Source organism: Pseudomonas monachiensis (genome assembly GCF_047345015.1).
GTDB lineage: Bacteria > Pseudomonadota > Gammaproteobacteria > Pseudomonadales > Pseudomonadaceae > Aquipseudomonas > Aquipseudomonas monachiensis.
Genome location: NZ_CP178857.1, coordinates 2,529,928 through 2,551,609, shown reverse-complemented (window position 1 = coordinate 2,551,609; position 21,682 = coordinate 2,529,928). Strand labels below are relative to the sequence as shown.

At 63.3% G+C, this 21,682-nt stretch carries 16 protein-coding genes; 12 read left to right on the top strand and 4 right to left on the bottom strand.

The genetic code is table 11. From position 1 onward, the window contains the following. Positions 1-51: 51 nt before the first annotated feature. Positions 52-1,002 (bottom strand): LysR family transcriptional regulator, encoded by a 951-nt coding sequence (locus ACMDB8_RS11560; RefSeq protein WP_201783876.1) that lies wholly within the window; start codon positions 1,000-1,002, stop codon positions 52-54. Between the two features lie 388 nt (positions 1,003-1,390). Between ACMDB8_RS11560 and ACMDB8_RS11555 the strand changes: the two genes are divergently transcribed. From ACMDB8_RS11555 to ACMDB8_RS11510, 10 genes are all read left to right on the top strand, one after another. After that, complete coding sequence (locus ACMDB8_RS11555) at positions 1,391-1,720, top strand: DUF485 domain-containing protein (RefSeq protein WP_056722759.1); 330 nt, start codon at positions 1,391-1,393, stop codon at positions 1,718-1,720. Beyond that, entirely contained in the window at positions 1,717-3,366 is a 1,650-nt protein-coding gene (locus ACMDB8_RS11550; RefSeq protein ID WP_056722761.1) for a cation acetate symporter, read from the top strand. Before ACMDB8_RS11555 ends, ACMDB8_RS11550 begins: the two co-directional genes overlap by 4 nt. A gap of 173 nt (positions 3,367-3,539) precedes the next feature. Then, positions 3,540-4,790, top strand: coding sequence for an OprD family porin (locus tag ACMDB8_RS11545; RefSeq protein ID WP_056722763.1), 1,251 nt, complete (start codon positions 3,540-3,542; stop codon positions 4,788-4,790). Between the two features lie 288 nt (positions 4,791-5,078). Then, positions 5,079-6,782, top strand: coding sequence for an AMP-binding protein (locus tag ACMDB8_RS11540; RefSeq protein WP_056722765.1), 1,704 nt, complete (start codon positions 5,079-5,081; stop codon positions 6,780-6,782). Between the two features lie 103 nt (positions 6,783-6,885). Beyond that, positions 6,886-8,394, top strand: a complete 1,509-nt coding sequence (locus ACMDB8_RS11535; RefSeq protein ID WP_056722766.1) for a CoA-acylating methylmalonate-semialdehyde dehydrogenase — start codon at positions 6,886-6,888, stop codon at positions 8,392-8,394. 88 nt (positions 8,395-8,482) lie between these two features. Next, positions 8,483-9,373, top strand: coding sequence for a 3-hydroxyisobutyrate dehydrogenase (mmsB, locus tag ACMDB8_RS11530; protein ID WP_409079397.1), 891 nt, complete (start codon positions 8,483-8,485; stop codon positions 9,371-9,373). A gap of 2 nt (positions 9,374-9,375) precedes the next feature. Beyond that, positions 9,376-10,464 (top strand): enoyl-CoA hydratase/isomerase family protein, encoded by a 1,089-nt coding sequence (locus tag ACMDB8_RS11525; RefSeq protein WP_223541621.1) that lies wholly within the window; start codon positions 9,376-9,378, stop codon positions 10,462-10,464. Positions 10,465-10,482: 18 nt separating this feature from the next. Further along, positions 10,483-11,634, top strand: a complete 1,152-nt coding sequence (locus tag ACMDB8_RS11520; RefSeq protein WP_223541622.1) for an acyl-CoA dehydrogenase family protein — start codon at positions 10,483-10,485, stop codon at positions 11,632-11,634. 66 nt (positions 11,635-11,700) lie between these two features. Beyond that, on the top strand, positions 11,701-13,329 hold the full coding sequence (locus tag ACMDB8_RS11515) for a methyl-accepting chemotaxis protein (RefSeq protein ID WP_056722773.1): 1,629 nt from the start codon (positions 11,701-11,703) through the stop codon (positions 13,327-13,329). Beyond that, positions 13,326-14,003 carry a TetR/AcrR family transcriptional regulator gene (locus ACMDB8_RS11510; protein WP_056722775.1) on the top strand — a complete coding sequence of 226 codons (678 nt, stop codon included), beginning with the start codon at positions 13,326-13,328 and terminating at the stop codon, positions 14,001-14,003. Before ACMDB8_RS11515 ends, ACMDB8_RS11510 begins: the two co-directional genes overlap by 4 nt. On the opposite strand, the gene ACMDB8_RS11505 is transcribed toward ACMDB8_RS11510, so the two are convergent. The 3 genes from ACMDB8_RS11505 to ACMDB8_RS11495 form a co-directional block, all read right to left on the bottom strand. Further along, on the bottom strand, positions 13,985-14,941 hold the full coding sequence (locus ACMDB8_RS11505; protein WP_156385727.1) for a LysR family transcriptional regulator: 957 nt from the start codon (positions 14,939-14,941) through the stop codon (positions 13,985-13,987). The two genes, ACMDB8_RS11510 and ACMDB8_RS11505, sit on opposite strands and share 19 nt — an antisense overlap. 85 nt (positions 14,942-15,026) lie before the next feature. Further along, positions 15,027-16,799 carry an acyl-CoA dehydrogenase C-terminal domain-containing protein gene (locus tag ACMDB8_RS11500; RefSeq protein WP_409079396.1) on the bottom strand — a complete coding sequence of 591 codons (1,773 nt, stop codon included), beginning with the start codon at positions 16,797-16,799 and terminating at the stop codon, positions 15,027-15,029. 118 nt (positions 16,800-16,917) lie between these two features. Continuing rightward, positions 16,918-18,540: an acyl-CoA synthetase gene (locus tag ACMDB8_RS11495; RefSeq protein WP_409079395.1), complete on the bottom strand. Its 1,623-nt coding sequence runs from the start codon at positions 18,538-18,540 to the stop codon at positions 16,918-16,920. Between the two features lie 221 nt (positions 18,541-18,761). On the opposite strand from ACMDB8_RS11495, the gene ACMDB8_RS11490 reads away from it, so the two are divergent. Then, positions 18,762-21,032: a PAS domain-containing sensor histidine kinase gene (locus tag ACMDB8_RS11490; RefSeq protein ID WP_223541624.1), complete on the top strand. Its 2,271-nt coding sequence runs from the start codon at positions 18,762-18,764 to the stop codon at positions 21,030-21,032. A 10-nt stretch (positions 21,033-21,042) separates the two neighbouring features. Next, positions 21,043-21,678: a response regulator transcription factor gene (locus tag ACMDB8_RS11485; protein ID WP_056722784.1), complete on the top strand. Its 636-nt coding sequence runs from the start codon at positions 21,043-21,045 to the stop codon at positions 21,676-21,678. Positions 21,679-21,682: the final 4 nt, after the last annotated feature.

Genomic DNA, 21,682 nt, shown 5'->3' with positions numbered 1-21,682 from the left:
ATGATCGCATGATCGCATCCGCTAACGCAGAGAGGTGAAATGCGTCGCCCCTCAAGGTGACGGTAGATAGCCCATCACACGTGACTCGCCCATCAGCAGCGGACGATTCAGTTCCGCGCAAGCGCGCAGGTACTCGGCCACCAGGGTGACCCGCTTCAGCTTGCGCAGGTCCTCGCTGTAATACATCCAGAACTGCCGCGTGACCTCCACTTCACCCGGCAGCACTTCGCACAGGCGGGGATCGGGGCCGGCGAGGAAGCAAGGCAGGATGGCCAGCGCCCGCCCTTCCAGGGCTGCGTGGTAATGGGCGACCACGCTGGTGCTGCGCAGGCGGCTGTTGGCGCCGGGCATCAGGTCGTTCAGGTAGAGCAGCTTGAAGCTGAAGGCCAGGTCCTCGACATAGGTTACGAACGAGTGGCCGGCCAGGTCCTCGCGACAGCCGATCGGCGGATGATTGGCCAGGTATTCCGGCGTCGCATACAGGCGCAGGCGGTAGTCGCACAATCGCGAGCACACATAGGGACCGCGCTCGGGGCGTTCCAGGGTGATGGCGATGTCCGCCTCGCGCCGTGACAGGTTGATGAAATGCGGGACCGGCAAAATGTCCACCGAAATATTCGGATAGTGCTCGAGGAAGTGACTCATCTGCGCAGTGATGAAACAGGTCCCGAAGGCTTCGGTACAGCCGATGCGCAGATGCCCGGAGAGCCCCCCCGTGGTGCCGAAAACCTGCTCGCAGGCTACCAGCAGCGTACTTTCCAGGGATTCGGCGTGGCCGACCAGACGCTGCCCCTCCACGGTCAGGACAAAACCGGAAGTCCGCGATTTCTCGAACAGCAGGGCGCCCAGGCACTGCTCCAGGGCGCGGATGCGCCGTGACACCGTGGTGTAGTCCACTCCCAGGCGGCGGGCCGCACCGCTGGCGGTGCGAGCACGGGCAACTTCGAGGAAGAAGCGCAAGTCGTCCCAGTTCAGTGGGGGCTGCGTTGTGCGTTTTTGCATATCCATCGGGCTTTTCTGCCAATACATATGGGAAATATGCACTTATATACTCGCATCTCACCCAGCTTGGCCAGCGTCGTTTTCGGGCCAGGAAAGCCCCCCACCCCAATAATAAATATCGAGGGCTGACAGCATGAACGCATGGATAAAAACCGGCTTTCACGCCGGACACAAGCAGCTGCGCAACAGCGCAATCGCGGCCACGATTCTCGTCTGCCGTGGGCCCGCCCTCCTGCACCGCCCTCTCTGCACCACAAGGTCAACCGGGCGGCAATAACTCCAGCACATCAGCATTCAGGCGGCGTCCCGCATCGGGTCGCTGCCCGGGTACCCGTACGCCCCTCAAAAGGCCGAACAACAAAAACAACTAGAAATGCGGAGCCTCACCATGACGACCGACCATCCGAACCACGTCCTGACCTGTGCACTGGTCAGGGCCAACCCAAAGTTCCAGCGCCTGGCACGCCAGCGTGCACTGCTGGCCTGGTCACTGAGCGGCGCGGTACTGGCCATCTACTACAGCTTCATCATGGTGGTGGCTTTCGCCCCTGCCTGGCTGCACCTGCCGCTGTACGACGGCAGTCACCTCAGCCTCGGCATGCCAATCGGCGTGACGATCATCCTGTTGTCCTGGCTACTCACCGCCTGGTACGTGCACAGCGCCAACACCCGCTTCGACGTACTCAGTTCGCAGATCCTGCAGGAGTCCCGCGCATGAAACGCCTGTCCGCCCTGCTCGCCCTCAGCCCTGTGCTGGCCCATGCCGAGCCCATCATTGCGCAGAAGCAACCACTCAACTTGCACGCCATCGGCATGTTTTTCGTCTTCGTCCTCGCCACCCTGCTGATCACCTGGTGGGCGGCACGACGCACCCGTTCCGCCGCCGATTTCTATAGCGCCGGTGGCGGTATCACCGGCTTCCAGAATGGCCTGGCCATCGCCGGTGACTACATGTCGGCGGCCACTCTGCTGGGCCTGTCGAGCCTGGTATTCGCCAAGGGCTACGACGGTTTCGTCTACATCATCGGCTTCTTCGTCGGCTGGCCCATCGTCACCTTCCTGATGGCCGAGCGCTTGCGCAACCTGGGGCGCTACACCTTCGCCGACATCGTCTCCTACCGCCTCGATCAAACCCGCGTGCGCAGCTTCGCCGCCCTCGGATCGCTGACCGTGGTCTGCTGCTATCTGGTGGTGCAAATGGTCGGCGCCGGTCAACTGATCAAACTGCTGTTCGGTCTCGACTACCGCACGGCGGTGGTGGTAGTCGGACTGTTGATGCTGGTCTACGTGATCTTCGGCGGCATGCTCGCCACCACATGGGTACAGATCACCAAGGCGGTCCTGCTCCTGGCGGGCGGCACCACCCTGGTGCTGATGGCCCTGAGTCGCTTCGACTTCAGCTTCGAGAACCTGGCCGCCCAGGCGGTGGCCGCGCATGCCAGCGGCGTGCAGATCATGGGCCCGGGCACCTTGCTGGCCGACCCGATCAACGCGGTGTCCCTATCCCTTGGACTGGTCTTCGGCATTGCCGGCCTGCCGCACATCCTGATGCGCTTCTTCACTGTGCCCAATGCCAAGGAGGCGCGTAAATCCGTACTGTTCGCCACGGTGTTCATCGGTTTCTTCTTCCTGGTGGTCTGCGTCCTGGGCTATACCGCCATCGTCATCGTCGGCACGGATCCTCAGTTCTACGTCGATGGCAAGATCGGCGGGGCCATGATTGGCGGCGGCAATATGGTGGCCATGCACCTGGCGAAGGCGGTGGGCGGCAACCTTTTTCTCGGTTTCCTCTCTGCCGTGGCTTTCGCCACCATTCTCGCCGTGGTGGCCGGCCTGGCCCTGGCCGGTGCCTCGGCCATCTCCCATGACCTTTACGCGTCGGTATTGAAGAAGGGCTGCGCCGACGAGAAGAAGGAAATGCGCGTGTCGCGCATCGCCACCATCTGCCTGGGCATCGTTGCGATTGCCCTCGGCATTCTGTTCGAGGGCCAGAACATCGCCTTCCTGGTCGGCCTGACGTTCGGCATCGCCGCCTCGGCGAATTTCCCGGTACTGATCATGGCGATGTACTGGGGCGGCCTGACCACCCGCGGCGCCCTCTATGGCGGCCTGACCGGCCTGATCAGCGCACTGGCCCTGGTGATCGGTTCGCCGTCGGTGTGGGTCGGTGTACTGGGGCATGCCCAGGCGCTCTTCCCTTACGACCAGCCAGCGCTGTTCTCCATGCCACTGGCCTTCCTGGTCATAGTGGTCGCTTCCAGGCTGGACCGCAGCGAACGCGCCGACCGCGAACGCGCCGCCTATGCCGACCAGTTCGTCCGTGCCCAGACCGGCCTTGGAGCTGCCATGGCCAGCAGTCACTGACGCTGCTTTTTCCGGGGCTGACACCCCGAGCGCGAGTCCGCTCCTTTGCTTCGCGCTTTTTTACGCCCGACCTGCGCCGCTCGGCGCAGGACACCCCAAAAGCGCCCTTCCCTCGCCAACTCCAAACGGCGCGGGAGCGGCTCGTCGACAACAAAAACAACAAAAGGCAACCCATGAAACCCACCACCCTCACCCTGTTCCTGGCCGGCACCGGTCTCGCCGCACAGGCTCACGCCGACTTCTTCGCAGACAGCACGGCCAGGCTGGAAACGCGCAACTTCTACTTCAACCGCGACTTCCGCCAGGCAAATGCCGCCCAGTCCAAGCAAGAAGAATGGGCCCAGGGTTTCCTGCTGCGCTACGAATCCGGTTATACCGACGGCATGATCGGCGTCGGTGTCGATGCCCTTGGCCAGCTCGGCGTCAAGCTCGACTCCAGTCCCGATCGCTCCGGCTCCGGCCTGCTCAAACGCGATAACGAGCCGCCCAAGCGTGCCAAGGACGAGTATGGCGAACTGGGCCTGACGGCCAAGTTCAAAGCGTCCAACAGCGTGCTCAAGCTCGGCACCCTGACCCCGAAGTTGCCGGTACTGCTGGCCAATGACTCGCGCCTGCTGCCACAAACATTTCGCGGTGGCCAGTTGAACGTCCAGGAGATCAAAGGCCTGAGCGTCGATGCCGGGCGCGTGGATCGGGTCAACCAGCGCGACTCCTCAAACTACGAAAAAATGTCGATCACCACCACCGGCGCCAAGGGCATTGTCAGTGGCCAGGCCCGCAGCGACGCCTTCAATTTCGCCGGCCTTGCCTACCAGTGGAGCGACCGGCTGAACACCGGCTACAACTATGGCGGCCTGGACGACTTCTACCACCAGCACCAGTTCAGTCTGGTCCACGTGCTGCCGCTGGGCGCAGGCCAGACGCTCAAGAGCGACCTGCGCTACGCCCGCTCCACCGACGACGGCAACAGCAACATCGACAACAACGCCTTTGGCGCCATGTTCACCTATTCCCTCGGCGGCCATGCCTTGGGTCTGGGCTACCAACGCATGAGCGGCGACACCGGCTTTGCCTACGTCAATGGCAGCGATGCCTTCCTGGTCAACTTCGTGCAGATCAACGATTTCGCCAACAAGGACGAGCGTTCCTGGCAGGCGCGCTACGACTACAACTTCGCGGCGCTGGGCATTCCCGGCCTGACCTTCATGACCCGCTACCTGTCCGGCGACAGCATCGATCTGGGCGCCGGCAAGCCCGACGGCCGCGAATGGGAGCGCGACACCGACGTCGGCTACGTAGTGCAGAGCGGCCCGCTGAAAAACGTTGGTCTGAAGTGGCGCAACGCTACGGTGCGCAGCGCCCACTTCGGTAACGATCTCAACGAGAACCGCCTGATCCTCAGCTATACCCTGGCGCTCTGGTAAGCCCCCGCACAAGGCGGGCGCTGCTTGCATCGTTTGACGGTGCGGGCAGCGCCCGCCTTGTGCATTCCTGGCGCATCGGGGATGCCGCAAGCCTGTGCTTTTTTGCACAACGCACGGGACTTTTTGAGCATTCTTATTTGATTTATGCCTGCCTATACTCGATTCAACCGCCTGGTCATGAACCAGGTCAGTCCCAATAAAAATAAACAGGGCACCCACCGTGAAGCCATTCTTGCTTGCCGTTGTCTCCCCACTTTCAGGTACTCGCGCGCGTCTCGGGAGACTGCAATGAACAACAACTGCCAACCCTTCCTGGCCGCTCGCGACTTCCTGCTGGCCCACCGTACCGACTACGCCACCGCCGTGCGTGACTTCCGCTGGCCGCAGCTGAGCGAATTCAATTGGGCGCTGGATTACTTTGACGCCATGGCCGAGGGCAACCAGGCCAATGCCCTGTGGATCGTCGAAGAGGACGGCAGCGAACAACGCTACAGCTTCCAGCAACTGGCCGCGCGCTCCAACCAGGTGGCCAATCACCTGCGCGCCCTGGGCGTGCGCCGCGGCGAACGCATCCTGCTGATGCTCGGTAACGACGTGGCCCTGTGGGAAACCATGCTGGCCGCCTTCAAGCTCGGCGCCGTGGTCATTCCCGCCACCGCCCTGCTGACCCCCGAAGACCTGCGCGACCGCATCGAGCGTGGTCATGTTTCCCACCTGGTGGTCGGTAGCGCCCATGTCGACAAGTTCGTCGGGCTGGGTGAAGGCTGCAGCCGCATCTGCGTCGGTCCGTCACCCGCCGGCTGGACCCCGCACAGCGCCGCCAGCGAACATTCCGAGCAGTTCGAAACCGAGGGCCGCACGCTGGCCACCGACCCGATGCTGCTGTACTTCACCTCCGGCACCACCTCCAAGCCGAAGATGGTGCTGCACAGTCACCAGAGTTACCCGGTCGGCCACCTCTCGACCATGTACTGGATCGGTCTGCAGCCGGGCGACCTGCACCTGAACATTTCGTCCCCGGGCTGGGCCAAGCACGCCTGGAGTTGCCTCTTCGCACCCTGGAATGCCGGTGCCTGCATCTTCATCCACAACACCGCACGCTTCAGCGCGCCCGCCCTGCTCGGCGTGCTGGAACGCTACGGCGTTACCAGCCTGTGCGCGCCGCCAACCGTGTGGCGCATGCTGATCCAGGAAGACCTGGCCAGTTACAAGGAGCGCTTGAAACTGCGAGAACTGGTGGGCGCCGGTGAGCCGCTCAACCCGGAGATCATCGAGCAGATCCTGCATGCCTGGGGCCTGTTGCTGCGCGACGGCTTCGGTCAGTCGGAAACCACCGCCCTGGTCGGCAACACGCCTGGCCAGCGGCTCAAACCGGGGTCTATGGGCCGTCCGCTGCCAGGCTACCGGGTGACCATGCTCGACCCTGATGGCGTGCCGGGCAACGAAGGCGAGGTGGCCCTGCCGCTGGACGTGCGTCCGCTCGGCCTGATGCTGTGCTACGAGGACAGCCCGGAAAAGACCGCCGAAGTGATGCGCGACGGCTACTACCGCACCGGCGACACCGCGCAGATCGACGAAGAGGGCTACATCACCTTCGTCGGCCGTGCCGACGACGTGTTCAAGGCTTCCGACTACCGCATCAGCCCCTTCGAGCTGGAAAGCGCGCTGATCGAGCACCCGGCGGTGATGGAAGTGGCCGTGGTGCCAAGCCCCGACCCGGTGCGCCTGGCAGTGCCCAAGGCCTATCTGATCCTGGCCCATGAAGCCCAGGGCAGCCACGAACTGGCCGGCAGCATCTTCGCGTTCGCCCGCGAGCACCTGGCGCCCTACAAGCGGGTACGGCGCATCGAATTTGTCAACGAGCTGCCCAAGACCATCTCCGGAAAGATCCGCCGGGTGGAACTGCGGCAAATGGAAATGCAGCGCCGCCAGAGCGACGCACGTGGCCCGCGGGAATACTTCGAAGAAGACTTCCCGCAACTCAAGGGCTGAACCCCGGGCCGGCACGCCGGCCCTTCCTGACCTAAACCCGACCGCTCGGCCAACCACGCCGAGGGGCCTCATTCGACCTAAAGAAAGCAGACAGGACCCGTAAATGACCTCTTCCATCATTCCCAGCGTCAAGCTTCTGATCAACGGCGAGTTCGTCGAATCGCGCAGCACCCAGTGGCGCGACGTGGTCAACCCGGCTACCCAGGAAGTCCTGGCCCGCGTCCCCTTCGCCACCGCAGAGGAAATGAACGCCGCCGTTGCCAGCGCCAAACAAGCTTTCAAGACCTGGCGCAAGACCCCGATCGGTGCCCGTGCCCGTGTCTTCCTCAAGTACCAGCAACTGATCCGCGAGAACATCAAGGAACTGGCCGCCCTGCTGACCGCCGAGCAAGGCAAGACCCTGCCGGATGCCGAAGGTGACGTGTTCCGCGGCCTCGAAGTGGTCGAGCACGCCGCCAGCATCGGTAACCTGCAGATGGGCGAACTGGCCAACAACGTGGCCAACGGCGTCGACACCTACACCCTGCTGCAACCCCTGGGCGTGTGCGCCGGCATCACCCCGTTCAACTTCCCCGCGATGATCCCGCTGTGGATGTTCCCGATGGCCATTGCCACCGGCAACACCTTCGTCCTCAAGCCGTCCGAGCAGGACCCGCTGGTGACCATGCGCCTGGTGGAACTGGCGCTGGAGGCCGGTGTGCCCAAGGGCGTGCTCAACGTCATCCACGGCGGCGTCGACGCGGTGAACCTGATCTGCGACCACCCGGACATCAAGGCCGTGTCCTTCGTCGGCTCGACCAAGGTCGGCACCCACGTCTACAACCGCGCCACCCAGAACGGCAAGCGCGCGCAGTGCATGATGGGCGCGAAGAACCACGCCATCGTCCTGCCCGATGCCAACAAACAGCAGACTCTCAACAACCTGCTGGGCGCCTCCTTCGGCGCCGCCGGCCAGCGCTGCATGGCCCTGCCGGTGGTGATCCTCGTGGGTGAAGCGCAAACCTGGCTGCCGGACCTGATCGAACGGACCAAGACCCTCAAGATCAATGGCGGCACCGAGCCGGGCACCGACATCGGCCCGGTGATTTCCTGCGCCGCCCTGGACCGCGTCAACGGCCTGATCGCCAGCGGCGTCGAAGAAGGCGCCAGGCTCGAACTGGACGGACGCAACCCGAGCGTGCCGGGCTACCAGGACGGCAACTTCGTCGGCCCGACCATTTTCTCCGGCGTCACCGCGCAAATGTCGGTGTATCGCGAAGAGATCTTCGGCCCGGTGTTGTGCGTCATGCACGCCGCCAACCTGGACGAGGCGATCGAGATCATCAATGCCAACCCGAACGGCAACGGCACTGCCCTGTTCACCCGTTCCGGCGCTGCCGCGCGTCACTTCCAGGAAGAGATCGACGTCGGCCAGGTCGGCATCAACGTGCCGATCCCGGTACCGGTCCCGCTGTTCTCCTTCTCCGGTTCGCGCGCCTCCAAGCTGGGCGACCTGGGTCCCTATGGCAAGCAAGTGGTGACCTTCTACACCCAGACCAAGACGATCACCCAGCGCTGGTTCGACGAGGACGACACCGGCGGCGCGGTGAACACCACCATCACCCTGAAATGACCTTGGCCGGCCGGCGCCCGGCGTCGGCCGACGACAAGCGTGCAGGATTTCCTGCGCCACTGCCCCCTTATCGTAAAAGGTAGCCAACATGCATATCGGATTTCTCGGCCTCGGCAACATGGGCGGCCCAATGGCCCGCAACCTGCTCAAGGCTGGCCACAGCCTGACCGTCTTCGATCCCTTCCCCCAGGCTGTCGCCGCCCTGGTGGAGGCCGGCGCCCGCGCCGCCGACTCGCCCGCCGCCGTGGCCAAGGCCGGGGTTGAGGTGATCATCACCATGCTGCCGACCGCCGACCACGTGAAGCAGGTCTATCGCGGCAAGGACGGCCTGCTGGCCAATATCGGTCCAGGCGTGTTGCTGATCGACAGTTCGACGATCGACCCGCTGAGCACCCGCGAGGTGGCCAAGTACGCCCTTGCCCAAGGCAACCCAATACTCGACGCACCGGTTTCCGGCGGCACCGGCGGCGCCGCGGCAGGCACCCTGACCTTTATGGTCGGCGGCCCGGACAGTGTGTTCGACCAGGCCCTGCCGATCCTCTCGGCCATGGGCAAGAACATCGTGCACTGCGGCGCGGCAGGCAACGGCCAGGTGGCCAAGATCGCCAACAACATGCTGCTTGGCATCTCCATGGTCGGCGTCGCCGAAGCCATGGCCCTGGGTGTATCCCTCGGGATGGACGCCAAGGTACTGGCCGGGATCATCAATACCTCCAGCGGTCGCTGCTGGAGCTCGGAGGTCAACAACCCGTTCCCGGGCGTACTGGAAAACGCGCCGGCCTCACGCGGCTACAGCGGCGGATTTGGCAGCGACCTGATGCTCAAGGATCTGGGCCTGGCCACCGAAGCGGCCAGGCACGCGCGTCAACCGGTGGCGCTCGGTGCCGTAGCCCAGCAGCTGTACCAGACCTTCAGCCTGCAAGGTAACGGCGGCCTGGACTTCTCCGCCATCATCAACCTGTTCCGCGGGGAAGCCTGAGCATGAGCGAGCAGCAAGCCCCGGTGCTGGCCAGCGTACGCAACCGCGTCGGCCACCTGACACTGAATCGGCCAAGCGCGTTGAACACCCTGGACCTGCCCATGGTGCGCCTGCTCTGCCGGCACCTGTGGGCTTGGGAACAGGACCCGCAGATCGTCGCCGTGACCATTCGCGGCGCCGGTGAAAAGGCCTTCTGCGCCGGCGGCGACATTCGCATGCTGTACGACAGCTACAAGGCCGGCGATAACCAGCATGAGCTGTTCCTCGAGGAGGAATACGCCCTCGACGAGTACCTGCATGGCTACACCAAGCCCGTGCTGGCGCTGCTCGATGGTTTCGTCCTTGGTGGTGGCATGGGCCTGGCCCAGGCCGCCTCGCTGCGGGTGATCACTGAGCGCACGCGGATGGGCATGCCGGAAGTCGGCATCGGCTTTTTCCCCGATGTCGGTGGCAGCTATTTCCTGCCGCGCCTGCCGGGGGAACTGGGAACCTACCTGGGTATCACCGGCTGCCAGGTGCGTGCCGCCGATGCTCTCTATGCGAACCTTGCCGACTACTACCTGCCCAGCGAACGGCTGGCCGAACTGGATGCCTGTCTCGACCACCTGAACTGGACCGCTGCGCCCGACGAAGACTTGCACGACCTGCTTGCCGACATGGCCACAGAGCGTCTTGCCGGGTCCGAGCTCAAGGCCTGTCGCCTGGCGATCGACGAATATTTCGCCTTGCCCGATGTCCCGGCCATTCGTACCGCGCTGCAGCGTGAACAACGCCCCGAGCTGCAAGACTGGGCCGAGCAGACGGTGAAACTGCTCGACAGCCGCTCGCCACTGGCGATGGCCACGACGCTTGAGTTGTTGCGCCGTGGTCGTTACCTGAGCCTGGCCGAGTGCTTCGCTCTGGAGTTGCACCTGGACTACCAGTGGTTCGACAAGGGCGACCTGATGGAGGGTGTGCGCGCCCTGATCATCGACAAGGACAAGTGCCCGCGCTGGAACCCGCCAACCCTGGCAGAGCTGGTACCTGCCAGGGTGCAGGCCTTCTTCAACGACTTTGAACGCGCCTCCGGCAAGCCCGTACGCACCGCCTGATCGGCAGGAGACTTTGCAATGCACGATATCGAATTGACCGAAGAACAACGCATGATCCGCGACATGGCGCGCGACTTCGCCCGCAGCGAAGTCGCGCCACATGCCCAGGCCTGGGAGAAGGCCGGCTGGATCGATGACGCCGTGGTGGCGCAGATGGGCGAGCTGGGGCTGCTGGGCATGGTCGTGCCGGACACCTGGGGCGGCAGCTACACCGACTATGTGGCCTACGCCCTGGCCGTCGAGGAAATCTCGGCTGGCGACGGTGCCCTCGGCGCGCTGATGAGCATCCACAATTCGGTGGGCTGCGGCCCCCTGCTGAAATACGGCACCCCCGCGCAACAGGACAGCTGGCTGCCGCTGCTGGTCAGTGGTCAAGCGATCGGCTGCTTCTGCCTGACCGAGCCACAGGCCGGCTCCGAAGCGCACAACCTGCGTACTCGTGCCGAACTGCGCGACGGCCAATGGGTACTCAACGGCGCCAAGCAATTCGTCAGCAACGGCAAGCGCGCCAGTCTGGCCATTGTCTTCGCCGTCACCGATGCGCAGTTGGGCAAAAAGGGGCTGTCGGCCTTCCTGGTACCCACTGACAACCCCGGGTTCGTGGTCGACCGCAGCGAACACAAGATGGGCATCAAGGCCTCCGATACCTGCGCGGTGACCCTCAACGACTGCACCATCCCCGAGGCCAACCTGCTGGGCGAACGCGGCAAAGGCCTGGCCATTGCCCTGTCGAACCTTGAAGGCGGCCGCATCGGCATCGCCGCCCAGGCCCTGGGCATCGCCCGCGCCGCCTTCGAGGCTGCCCTGGGCTATGCCCGCGAACGCGTCCAGTTCGGCAAGCCGATCATCGAGCACCAGAGCGTGTCCAACCTGCTCGCCGACATGCACACCCGACTCAACGCCAGCCGCCTGCTGATCCTGCATGCGGCGCGCCTGAAAAGCGCCGGGCAACCGTGCCTGTCCGAGGCCTCCCAGGCCAAGCTATTCGCTTCGGAAATGGCCGAACGCGTGTGCTCCAGCGCCCTGCAGATCCATGGTGGCTACGGCTACCTGGAGGACTACCCGGTGGAGCGTTACTACCGCGACGCGCGCATCACCCAGATCTACGAAGGCTCCAGCGAGGTCCAGCGCCTGCTGATCGCCCGCGAACTGAGCCACTACGCGCTCTGACTCCCTCCCGCCGGACCCGACTGCCGCGTCCGGCATTTCCCTGTCTTGCCCGTTGTGGAGTTGCCCATGTTCGGCTTGCGCAATATTTCCATTAGCAGCCGTCTGTGGCTGATCTTGCTGACATCCATCCTGATGCTGATGATTCTCGCCGGCTTGATGCTCAAGCAGAGCCATGACGACCTTTATACGGCCAAGGCGCTGAAAACCCGCCACGTGGTCGAGACCGCCAGCAGCATCCTGCGCCACTTCCAAGGCCTGGAAGGCCAGGGTCTGAGTCGTGAGCAGGCCCAGCAGCAGGCCATCGCGGTCATGCGCGACTTGCGCTACGACCGTGAGGATTACTTCTGGCTCGAAGACCTCGACACGCGAATGGTCATGCACCCCAATGCCAAACTCGAGGGCAAGCGCATGGCCGGTACACTCGATCCGGACGGCAAGGCGCTATTCGACGAAATGGTCGCCACCGCCAACCGCGATGGCGCCGGCCTGGTGCACTACCGCTGGCCCAAGCCGGGTTCCGACGCGCCGGTGGAGAAAGTTTCCTACGTCGAATTGTTCAAGCCCTGGGGCTGGATTGTCGGCTCGGGCATCTACATCGACGACGTGCAAGTCGAGTTCCGCCGCCAGCTGATCCAGGCCTTCGTCATATTGGTGACGATCACCCTGCTGCTCAGTGCGCTGATCCTGCTGATTGCCCGCAGCATCGCCTCGCCACTGGCGCGGGTGGTCGATGCCATGGAGAACATCGCCAGCGGCGAGGCCGACCTGACCCGCAATCTGGATAACCGCTGGCGCGATGAACTGACAGACTTGAGCAGCCATTTCAACGTTTTCACCAACAAGCTGCGTGGCGTGATCGGCCAGTCCATACAGTCCGCTGACAGCCTCGACCAGGCTTCGAAGTCACTCGGCGAAATCGCCGCCGATAGCCAGAACCACAGCCAGCAGCAATCGCAGCAGATGGAGCTGGTGGCCGCCGCCATCCATGAGGTCTCCTACGCCGTGCAGGAAGTGGCCAGGAACGCCGAGCACGCGGCCAACGAAGTTCGCCAGGCCGAAGAACAGGCACGCCGGGGCCAGCACAACATCGACAGCAGCCTGCTCCAGATCGACCAGCTATCCGATACCATCGGCCAGGCCGTCGAGGTGATCCAGAGCCTGGCCCGGGAAAGCACTCAGATCGGCAGCGTGCTGGAAGTGATCCGCGCCATCGCCGAGCAGACCAATCTGCTCGCGCTGAACGCCGCCATCGAGGCAGCGCGCGCTGGCGAACAGGGGCGCGGCTTCGCTGTGGTAGCAGACGAAGTGCGGCTGCTGGCCCAGCGCACCCAGCAGTCCACCGCGCAAATCCAGGACATGATCGAGCGCCTGCACGGCAACTCGGAAGCCGCGGTGAATGTCATCAATGCCAGCAGCCTGGCCGCTCGACAAACCGTGGAACAGGCCCACCAAACGGCAGAAAGCCTGCACCAGGTACTCGGCGCACTGCGCAATGTCACTGAATTGAACGCCTCGATCGCCAGCGCCACCCTGGAACAGTCGCACGTGGTCGAAGACATCAACCAGAACGTGACCCTCGCCGCCTCTCTGGCCCACGAAAATGCCCAGGCAGCGGACCGGTCCAACGAGGCGAGCCAGGAACTGGGCCAACTGGCGGGTCAGCTCAATCGGCTATTGGGACAGTTTCGCGTATGAGGTGGATGAGCAACATGCAGCCCTCCAAAAACCTTTTTGCGTTGCCGGTCGACGAAGAGCGCAACACGCGTTACCTGGAAACGCGTCACAAGGCTGTCGAACTGTTCGCCAGGCATGGTTTCAGCCGAGTCAGCATGCGCGACCTGGCCACTGGCCTGGGGATCACCGCCGGCTCCCTTTACAACCACATCGACAGCAAAGAAGCACTGCTGTTGGAACTGATCGAGGAGCTCTACGAAGCGTTGCTTGACGGCGCGAGCCTGGTGACCCGGCGCAAATCCGCCCCCACTGTACGACTGCACGGCCTGCTTGAGGCGCACCTGCGGCTCCACGAGCGGATGGCCGCGCATTTCCGCCTGGCCGAGTACGACCTCCATTGTTTGAGCGGCGAACAGCAAGCCTCGATTCTGGCCCTGCGCCGGCGCTACGAGGAACATCTGGTGGAGACCCTGGAGCAACTCACCGGTAAACCGGCTGGCGCCACCCGGCGCGCGACCGTAAGCGGCATCGTTTCCCTGCTCAATCAATTGCCGGCCTGGGTCGGGCAGCCCAAGACCGGCATTGGAGCTCGCCGCAAACTGCTGCTAGAAATGGTGATGAGTACTCTGCAGGGAGCATTGCGGGCAACCGAGACCGCAGACCTGGCGGCAGTCGTTCACGGCGACGGCAGGTAGGCCATCTTGTATGACTCGCCCATCAGCAGCGCACGATTGAGCTGCGCGCAGGTGCGCAGGTAGTCGGCCACCAGGGTAATCCTCTTGAGGTTGCGCAGGTCCTCGCAGTAGTACATCCAGAACTGTCGAGTGACCTCCACTTCACCCGGCAGCACCTCGCACAGGCGCGGGTCGGGACCGGCGAGGAAGCAAGGCAGGATCGCCAGCGCGCGCCCTTCCAGTGCCGCATGGTACTGGGCGACCACGCTGGTGCTGCGCAGGCGACTGCGCGCGCCGAGCATCAAGTCGTTCAGGTAGAGCAGCTTGAAGCTGAAGGCCAGGTCATCGACGTAGGTCACGAACGGGTGAGCGGCCAGGTCCTCGCGACAGCCAATCGGCGGATGACTGGCCAGGTACTCCGGCGTCGCATACACACGCAAGCGGTAATCGCACAACCTCGAGCACACGTACGGACCGCGCTCGGGCCGTTCCAGGGTGATGGCGATATCCGCCTCGCGCCGTGACAGGTTGACGAAGTGCGGGACCGGCAAAATATCCGCCGAGATATGCGGGTAGTGCTCGAGGAAGTGGCTCATCTGCGCGGCGACGAAACAGGATCCGAAGGCTTCGGTACAGCCGATGCGCAGGTGCCCGGCGAGCCCCCCTGTGGTGCCGAAAACCTGCTCGCAGGCTACCAGCAGCGTACTTTCCAGGGTTTCGGCGTGGCAGACCAGACGCTGCCCCTCCACGGTCAGCACGAAGCCTGCGGTTCGCGATTTCTCGAACAGCATGGCACCCAGGCTCTGCTCCAGGGCGCGGATGCGTCGCGCTACCGTGGTGTAGTCCACCCCCAAGCGGCGGGCTGCACCGCTGGCGGTGCGGGCACGGGCGACCTCGAGAAAGAAGCGCATGTCGTCCCAGTTCAAGTGACCTTGCGTTGTACTGGCTTGCATATTCATCAGGCTTTCCTGCCGTACGTTGAGAGGGCCAGTGAATAAAAAGCGCGGGCCAGGGCGTAGGAAGGCGCCGCGCAACACTCAATCGTCAGAACTGTTCGTCAGCAAGTCCGTACAGGGGCGCACTGCCGGCACGGATGCTGGCTTCCAGGCTCAGCGTGCGTGGCAGCAGGCGGGCGAAGTAGAACTCGGCGGTGGCCAGTTTGGCAGCGTAGAACGGCGGGTCCCGGTCGAGTCTGGAGCGGGCCACGGCGGCCATGCGCGACCACATGTAGGCGTAGGCGACATAGCCGAACAGGTGCAGGTACTCCACGGAGGCTGCGCCGACTTCGTTGGCGTTGGCTTTGGCCCGCTCCAGCAACCAGTTGCTGAGGCCCTCCAGGCGCTCCAGGGCCTGCAGCAGTTCGCTGCCATAGGTGCTTTCGTGGTGCAGGGCGAAGTGGCGGACTTCCCGGGCGAACAGGCGTAGCGCGACGCCATCGTTGGCGAGCACTTTGCGTGCGAGCAGGTCCAATGCCTGGATGCCATTGGTGCCTTCGTAGATCTGTGCAATGCGCACATCACGGACCAATTGTTCCTGGCCCCATTCGCGGATGTAGCCATGGCCGCCGAACACCTGCTGGCCGTTGATGCAGCTTTCCAGGCCGGTGTCGGTAAAAAACGCCTTGGCCACTGGCGTCAGCAGCGCAACCAGGATCTGCGCACTGTCGCGCTCGCCGGCATCGTCGGAAAACTTCGACAGATCCAGTTGTTGCCCGACATAGCTGGCGAACGCGCGACCGCCTTCGGTCATGGCTTTCATGCCCAGCAGCATGCGCCGCACATCCGGGTGAGCGATGATCGGGTCGGCCGGTTTACCCGGGGCCAAGGCACCGCTGGGAGCCCGACCTTGAATGCGGTCGCGAGCATAGGCGACGGCGCTCTGGTAGGACGCCTCGGCGCAGCCGATGCCCTGAATGCCAATCGACAGACGTTCGTAATTCATCATGGTGAACATCGCCGCCAGGCCTTTGTTCTCCTCACCGACCAGCCAGCCACTGGCGCCGTCGAAGTTCATCACGCAGGTGGCCGAGGCCTTGATGCCCATCTTGTGTTCGATCGAGCCGCAACTCACCGCGTTGGCCGCGCCAAGGGAGCCGTCGGCATTGACCAGGACTTTAGGCACGATAAACAGCGAAATGCCTTTCGGACCGGCAGGCGCGTTCGGCAGTTTGGCCAGTACCAGATGCACGATGTTCTCGGTCAGGTCCTGATCGCCCCCGGTGATGAAAATCTTGCTGCCGGTGATCCTGTAGCTGCCGTCAGCCTCAGGTTCGGCGCGGGTGCGGATCAGCCCCAGGTCGGTACCGGCATGGGCCTCGGTGAGGCACATGGAGCCAGCCCAGCGGCCTTCATACATTGGTGGCAGATAGAGGTTTTTCAGGGCGTCGCTGGCGTGGGCGTCCAGCGCCAGGCAGGCACCGGAACTCAATGCGCTATACAGCGCAAAACTTGAGTTGGCGCCGTAGAGCATCTCTTCGAACTGCACGGCCAGCATTTTCGGCATGCCCATGCCACCGAACCCGGGGTTGCCGGACAGCCCCACCCAACCGCCTTCGATGTAGGTCGCGTAAGCCTGTTTGAAACCGATGGGGGTGGTGACCCGGCCCTCATGCCACTGCGCGCCTTCTTCGTCGCCGCTGCGATTGAGGGGCGCAATCAGGTGCGAGGTGACTTTGGCCGCCTCCTCGATTATGGCGTCAGCCGTATCGGTGTCGATGCTCTCGGCCAAGGCCGGCAGGCGCGCCCACATGGCCGGAGCGTCGAACACTTCGTGCAGCACAAAGCGCATGTCGCGCAGCGGGGCTTTGAATTGGGGCATAACGTAAACCTCGTTGGGACGGTTGTTTCATGGGCAAGGCACAGCCGGATTCGGCGTGCACGAACCCGTAGCAGCAGGTCAAACACCTGCTGCTCGATGGATGCGATGTCAGATCGGGTTAGAGCGCCTTGGCCCGGTCGCGCAACACGTACTTCTGGATCTTGCCGGTGGACGTCTTCGGCAAGAGCGTGAAGACCACTGTGCGCGGTACCTTGAATCCGGCCAGGTGCTCACGGCAGAAACTGATGATGTCTGCCTCGCGAACGTCCTGGTGATCGGCCTTCAAGGTGACGAAGGCGCAGGGCGTTTCGCCCCATTTCTCATCGGGACGGGCGACCACGGCTGCTTCCAGCACACCCGGGTGGCGATAGAGCACCCCTTCGAGTTCGATGGTGGAAATGTTCTCGCCGCCCGAGATGATGATGTCCTTGAGCCGGTCCTTGATTTCGACATAACCGTCGGGATGCCAGACGGCCAGGTCACCGGTGTGGAACCAGCCGCCTTCGAACGCTTCGGCAGTGGCGCTCGGGTTCTTCAGGTAGCCCTTCATGACGGTGTTACCGCGCAGGAAGATCTCACCGATGGTCTGGCCGTCACGCGGGGTTGGCTCCAGCGTTGTGCAATCGCCGACCATCAAGCCTTCCAGCGTCGGGTAGCGCACACCCTGTCGCGACTTGATCTGCGCCCTCTCCTCCAGGGAAAACTCATCCCATTCGGCGTGCCAGGCGCAGACCGTCACCGGGCCATAGGTTTCGGTCAGGCCAAACACGTGAGTGACCTTGATGCCCATCTCTTCGACGGCACCGATGACTTTGGCCGGTGGCGCAGCACCCGCGACCAGGGCATTGACCGGATGATCGATGGCCGCCTTCGCTGATTCGGGCATGTTCACCAGTGCATTGAGCACGATCGGCGCACCGCACAGGTGAGTGACCTGATGCTCGCGGATCAGCGTGAGGATTTTCTGTGGATCGACCCGGCGCAGGAAAACGTGCACACCCGCCAGGGCGGTGATGGTCCATGGGTAGCACCAGCCATTGCAATGGAACATCGGCAGGGTCCAGAGGTACACCGGATGATTGCCTATGGCCCAGGTCATCTGGTTGCCCAATGCGCTCAGATAAGCGCCGCGATGGTGGTAGACCACGCCCTTGGGGTTGCCGGTGGTGCCTGACGTGTAATTCAGCGAAATGGCCTGCCACTCGTCGCCCGGCCATTGCCAGTCGAATGCCGGGTCGCCTTCGGCCAACAACGCTTCGTAGTCCAGGTCGCTCGCGGCCTGACCTTCACCGTATTCCGGGTCATTGACGTCGATCACCAAAGGCGGGTGATCGAGCATGCCAAGCGCCGCCTGGATCACATCATGGAACTCGCGGTCGGTGATCAACACCTTGGCTTCGCCATGCTGCAGCATGAAGGCGATCGCCTCGGCATCGAGACGAACGTTGAGCGGGTTGAGCACGGCGCCGATCATCGGCACACCGAAATGCACTTCGAGCATCTCGGGGATGTTGGGCAACATCACCGCCACCGTATCGTCCTTGCCGATACCGCGACCGGCCAGCGCCGAGGCCAGGCGTCGGCAACGGGTGTAGGTCTGCGCCCAGGTGCGGCGAATCGAACCGTGGATGACGGCGAGGTGATCGGGATAAGTGCTGGCGGTGCGCTCGATGAAACTCAGCGGAGACAAGGCAATGTGGTTGACGGCCGAAGGGCCCAGGCCTTGGTCATAGATAGACATGTGCGGGTACTCGATGGCTGATTGTTAGCTCTATGGTTGACCTTGCAGCGTAGTCGCCGGGGTCACCTTCAAAGTCCGGATGACTTTATATAACATTCAGCCATCGATATGGAAGTTAAACCTATGTCGTATAGTATATGTACCATATCAAGCTCCGATTCAATGCCGTCAACACCCCAAGGCTGGTATATGCTTGGTTTCCCTGAGAAAGTGGACCCGCAATGACCCAGACGCCCGTTCGATTGCACAGTTGGTTGCGCCTGCAGCGCGAGGGTGTGTCTCTGGCCGCCCGGGCCGATGCATTGTGTCGGGCGCTGCAGGATTGCCCTGAGGTGCAGCGGGCGGTTTACCTGAGCTGGCAGCCCAATGCGCGAATCTACAGCCATGAGGGCGCCGCCCAGCATTTACCGCCGGGACTTGGCGACCCGGCGCTGGCCAGTGACCAGTTGCTCTTCGAGCATCTGGTCGAGGCAGGCCGCCTGGACCTGGCTCAAGTCCGTCAACTCGATTGCTGGTTGTCCGGACGTTTGCGCCGGGCCGCGATCAGCCATGGCCAGGTATTTGATCTGGCCTTGCAGTCGGGGCAGCCGGGCTTGTTGCTGGTGGAAGTGCGCGAGGGTGTGAGTCTCGATTGGCTGGGCTGGGTTCAGGATCTATTGACGACGCTGCTGAGCAGCGTCAACGGCCTGCTGCGTGGTTCGCCGCTGCTGGGCCACGATCCGCAACCGAGCCTGTTGCTCGATGCGCAAGGTCGACCGCTGGAGTTCAACGCGGCACTGATGGCGCTGCTCGCCGAGAAGTCGCTGACCGATGTGTTGGGTTTTTTACCGGTCAATCATCGGGTGCTGGTGCGTGCCTGCCTGGACCAGCAACGCGCCGTCGAAGGTGTCGAGGCTCAGTTCGAAACGCAGATCCTGATCTGGACGTTCATTCCCGATCCCCAGGACAACCGAGTGCTCGCCCGTTGCCGCGACGCCACGGCGCAAGTGCTGGCCGAGCGTGAAGCGGCCACCGCACGACGGCTGTACCGGCTGATCATCGAAAACACCACCGACCTGATATCCCGTCACACCCCCGAAGGGCGCGTTATCGATGCATCACCGGCGTCCTGGACCCTGCTCGGTTACTGGCCCGAAGAGTTGCGCGGGCAAATGGCCCAGGGCCTGTTTCATGGCCAGGACCTGGCCGGCCTGGTGCAGCGCGCGCGCGATGCGCTGGAGCAGGATGGCTATCACACCATGACCTATCGCATCCGCCATCGTGACGGCCATTACCTGTGGTTCGAAACCGCCAGCCGGGCGATCCGCGAAACCTACACTGGGGCGGTGGTCGAAATCGTCAGCATATCCCGGGACATCACGGCCCGGGTGCAGGCCGAGGAAAACAAGCGACGCCTGGCCGAAGTGGTCGAGGCCAACATCGACCCGGTGTTGTTCATCGCTCCCGAGGGCCTGGTCACTTACCTCAATCCGGCCGCGCGACGCATCCTCGGGATCGGTGAGCAACAACCCATGCCGGCCCTGGCCGCGTTGTTCGCCAGCGGCGACTTTGCGCGCCTGCAACGCGATGGCTGGAGGCGCGCCGAGCGCGATGGTGTCTGGAGCACCGATGCGCGGTTGCAACCACCGGGTGGCGGTACATCGGTGCCAGTGTCGCTGGTACTGCTGGCGCACCGTTCCGCCGGCGGCGAGCGTTATTACTCTTTGGTCGCGCGCGACATGACCGAGCGCGAATTGCGGGAAGTGCAACAGCGCCGTCATCAGGACGAACTGGCACACACCGCACGGTTGGTCACGCTCGGTGAACTGGCCTCGGGGATCGCCCACGAAATCAACCAGCCGCTGGCTGCCGTGGTCAATTATGCGAATGCAAGCCAGCGCTATCTACAGACACTGGATTCCAATCCCCAGGCCGCTGCCAGAGTGACCCAGGGCCTGGAGCGCATTACCCATCACGCCACCCACGCCTCCGAAGTGATCCGGCGGCTACGCTCCTTTTTGCGCAAGGGACAGCGTCGCATGCAGGCGCTGAACTTGACCGACGTCGCCCGCGAAGCCGTGCGCTTGTGTGCCTGGGAGGCGAGTAATTGCCAAGTGACAATCGAGGATCGACTGCCGGATAATCTGCCACCCGTTTATGCCGACCGCGTGTTGCTGGAACAGGTGCTGCTCAATTTGTTGCGCAATGCCATCGATGCCAACCGTGAGCAACACCCCGGGCAACCCTCTGTAATCGTGATGGCCGTGGAGCATGGCAGTGACGCCTGCGTGGAAATCAGTGTGCGAGACCAGGGGCCGGGCGTCAGCGAGCCGGAGCTGGAGCAGATATTTACCCCGTTCTACACCAGCAAGGCCGATGGCCTGGGGCTCGGTCTGTCCATGAGCCGCAGCATCATCGAAGGTTTCGGTGGCGAACTGAATGCCCGGCGCCAGCCTGTCGGGCTGCTGATGGGTTGCCGCTTGCCGCTTGCCGGCCCAACAAAACAACAATAGGAATCAGGTAATGGCAGGTGTAACGGAGCACGTTGTGTACGTGGTCGATGATGACCAGGGCATGCTCGATTCGACGGTCTGGTTATTGGAGTCGGTCGGGCTCAAGGCCTTGCCGTTTACCAGTGGCGTCGCGTTCCTCGACGCCTGCGATGCAAGCCTCGATGCCTGTGTGCTGCTGGACGTGCGCATGCCCGGTATGGGCGGGTTGAACGTGCAGGAAGAAATGCGTGTGCGCCAACTGAACCTGCCGATCATCTTCGTCAGCGGGCACGCGGATGTGCCGATCGTGGTGCGTGCGTTCAAGGCCGGCGCCCATGACTTTATCGAGAAGCCCTACAACGAACAGCTGTTGCTGGACAGCGTGCAACAGGCGCTCAGCAACTGTGCCGCCAACCGTTCGGGCAACCAGGGTCACGAAGCCTTGCAGGCGCGCTTGCTGACCTTGACCCCGCGCGAGCGCGATATCCTGTTACCACTGGTGCAGGGTTACACCACCCGCGAAATCGCGGAGCAACTGGGCGTGAGCGCAAAAACCATTGATCTGTATCGCGCGCGCGTCATGAAACGCATGCAGGCCAACACACTGCCGGACCTGGTGGGCATGGCCATCGCGGCGCGGATGGTCGACCCGCTGAAGTTGCGTTGACTCC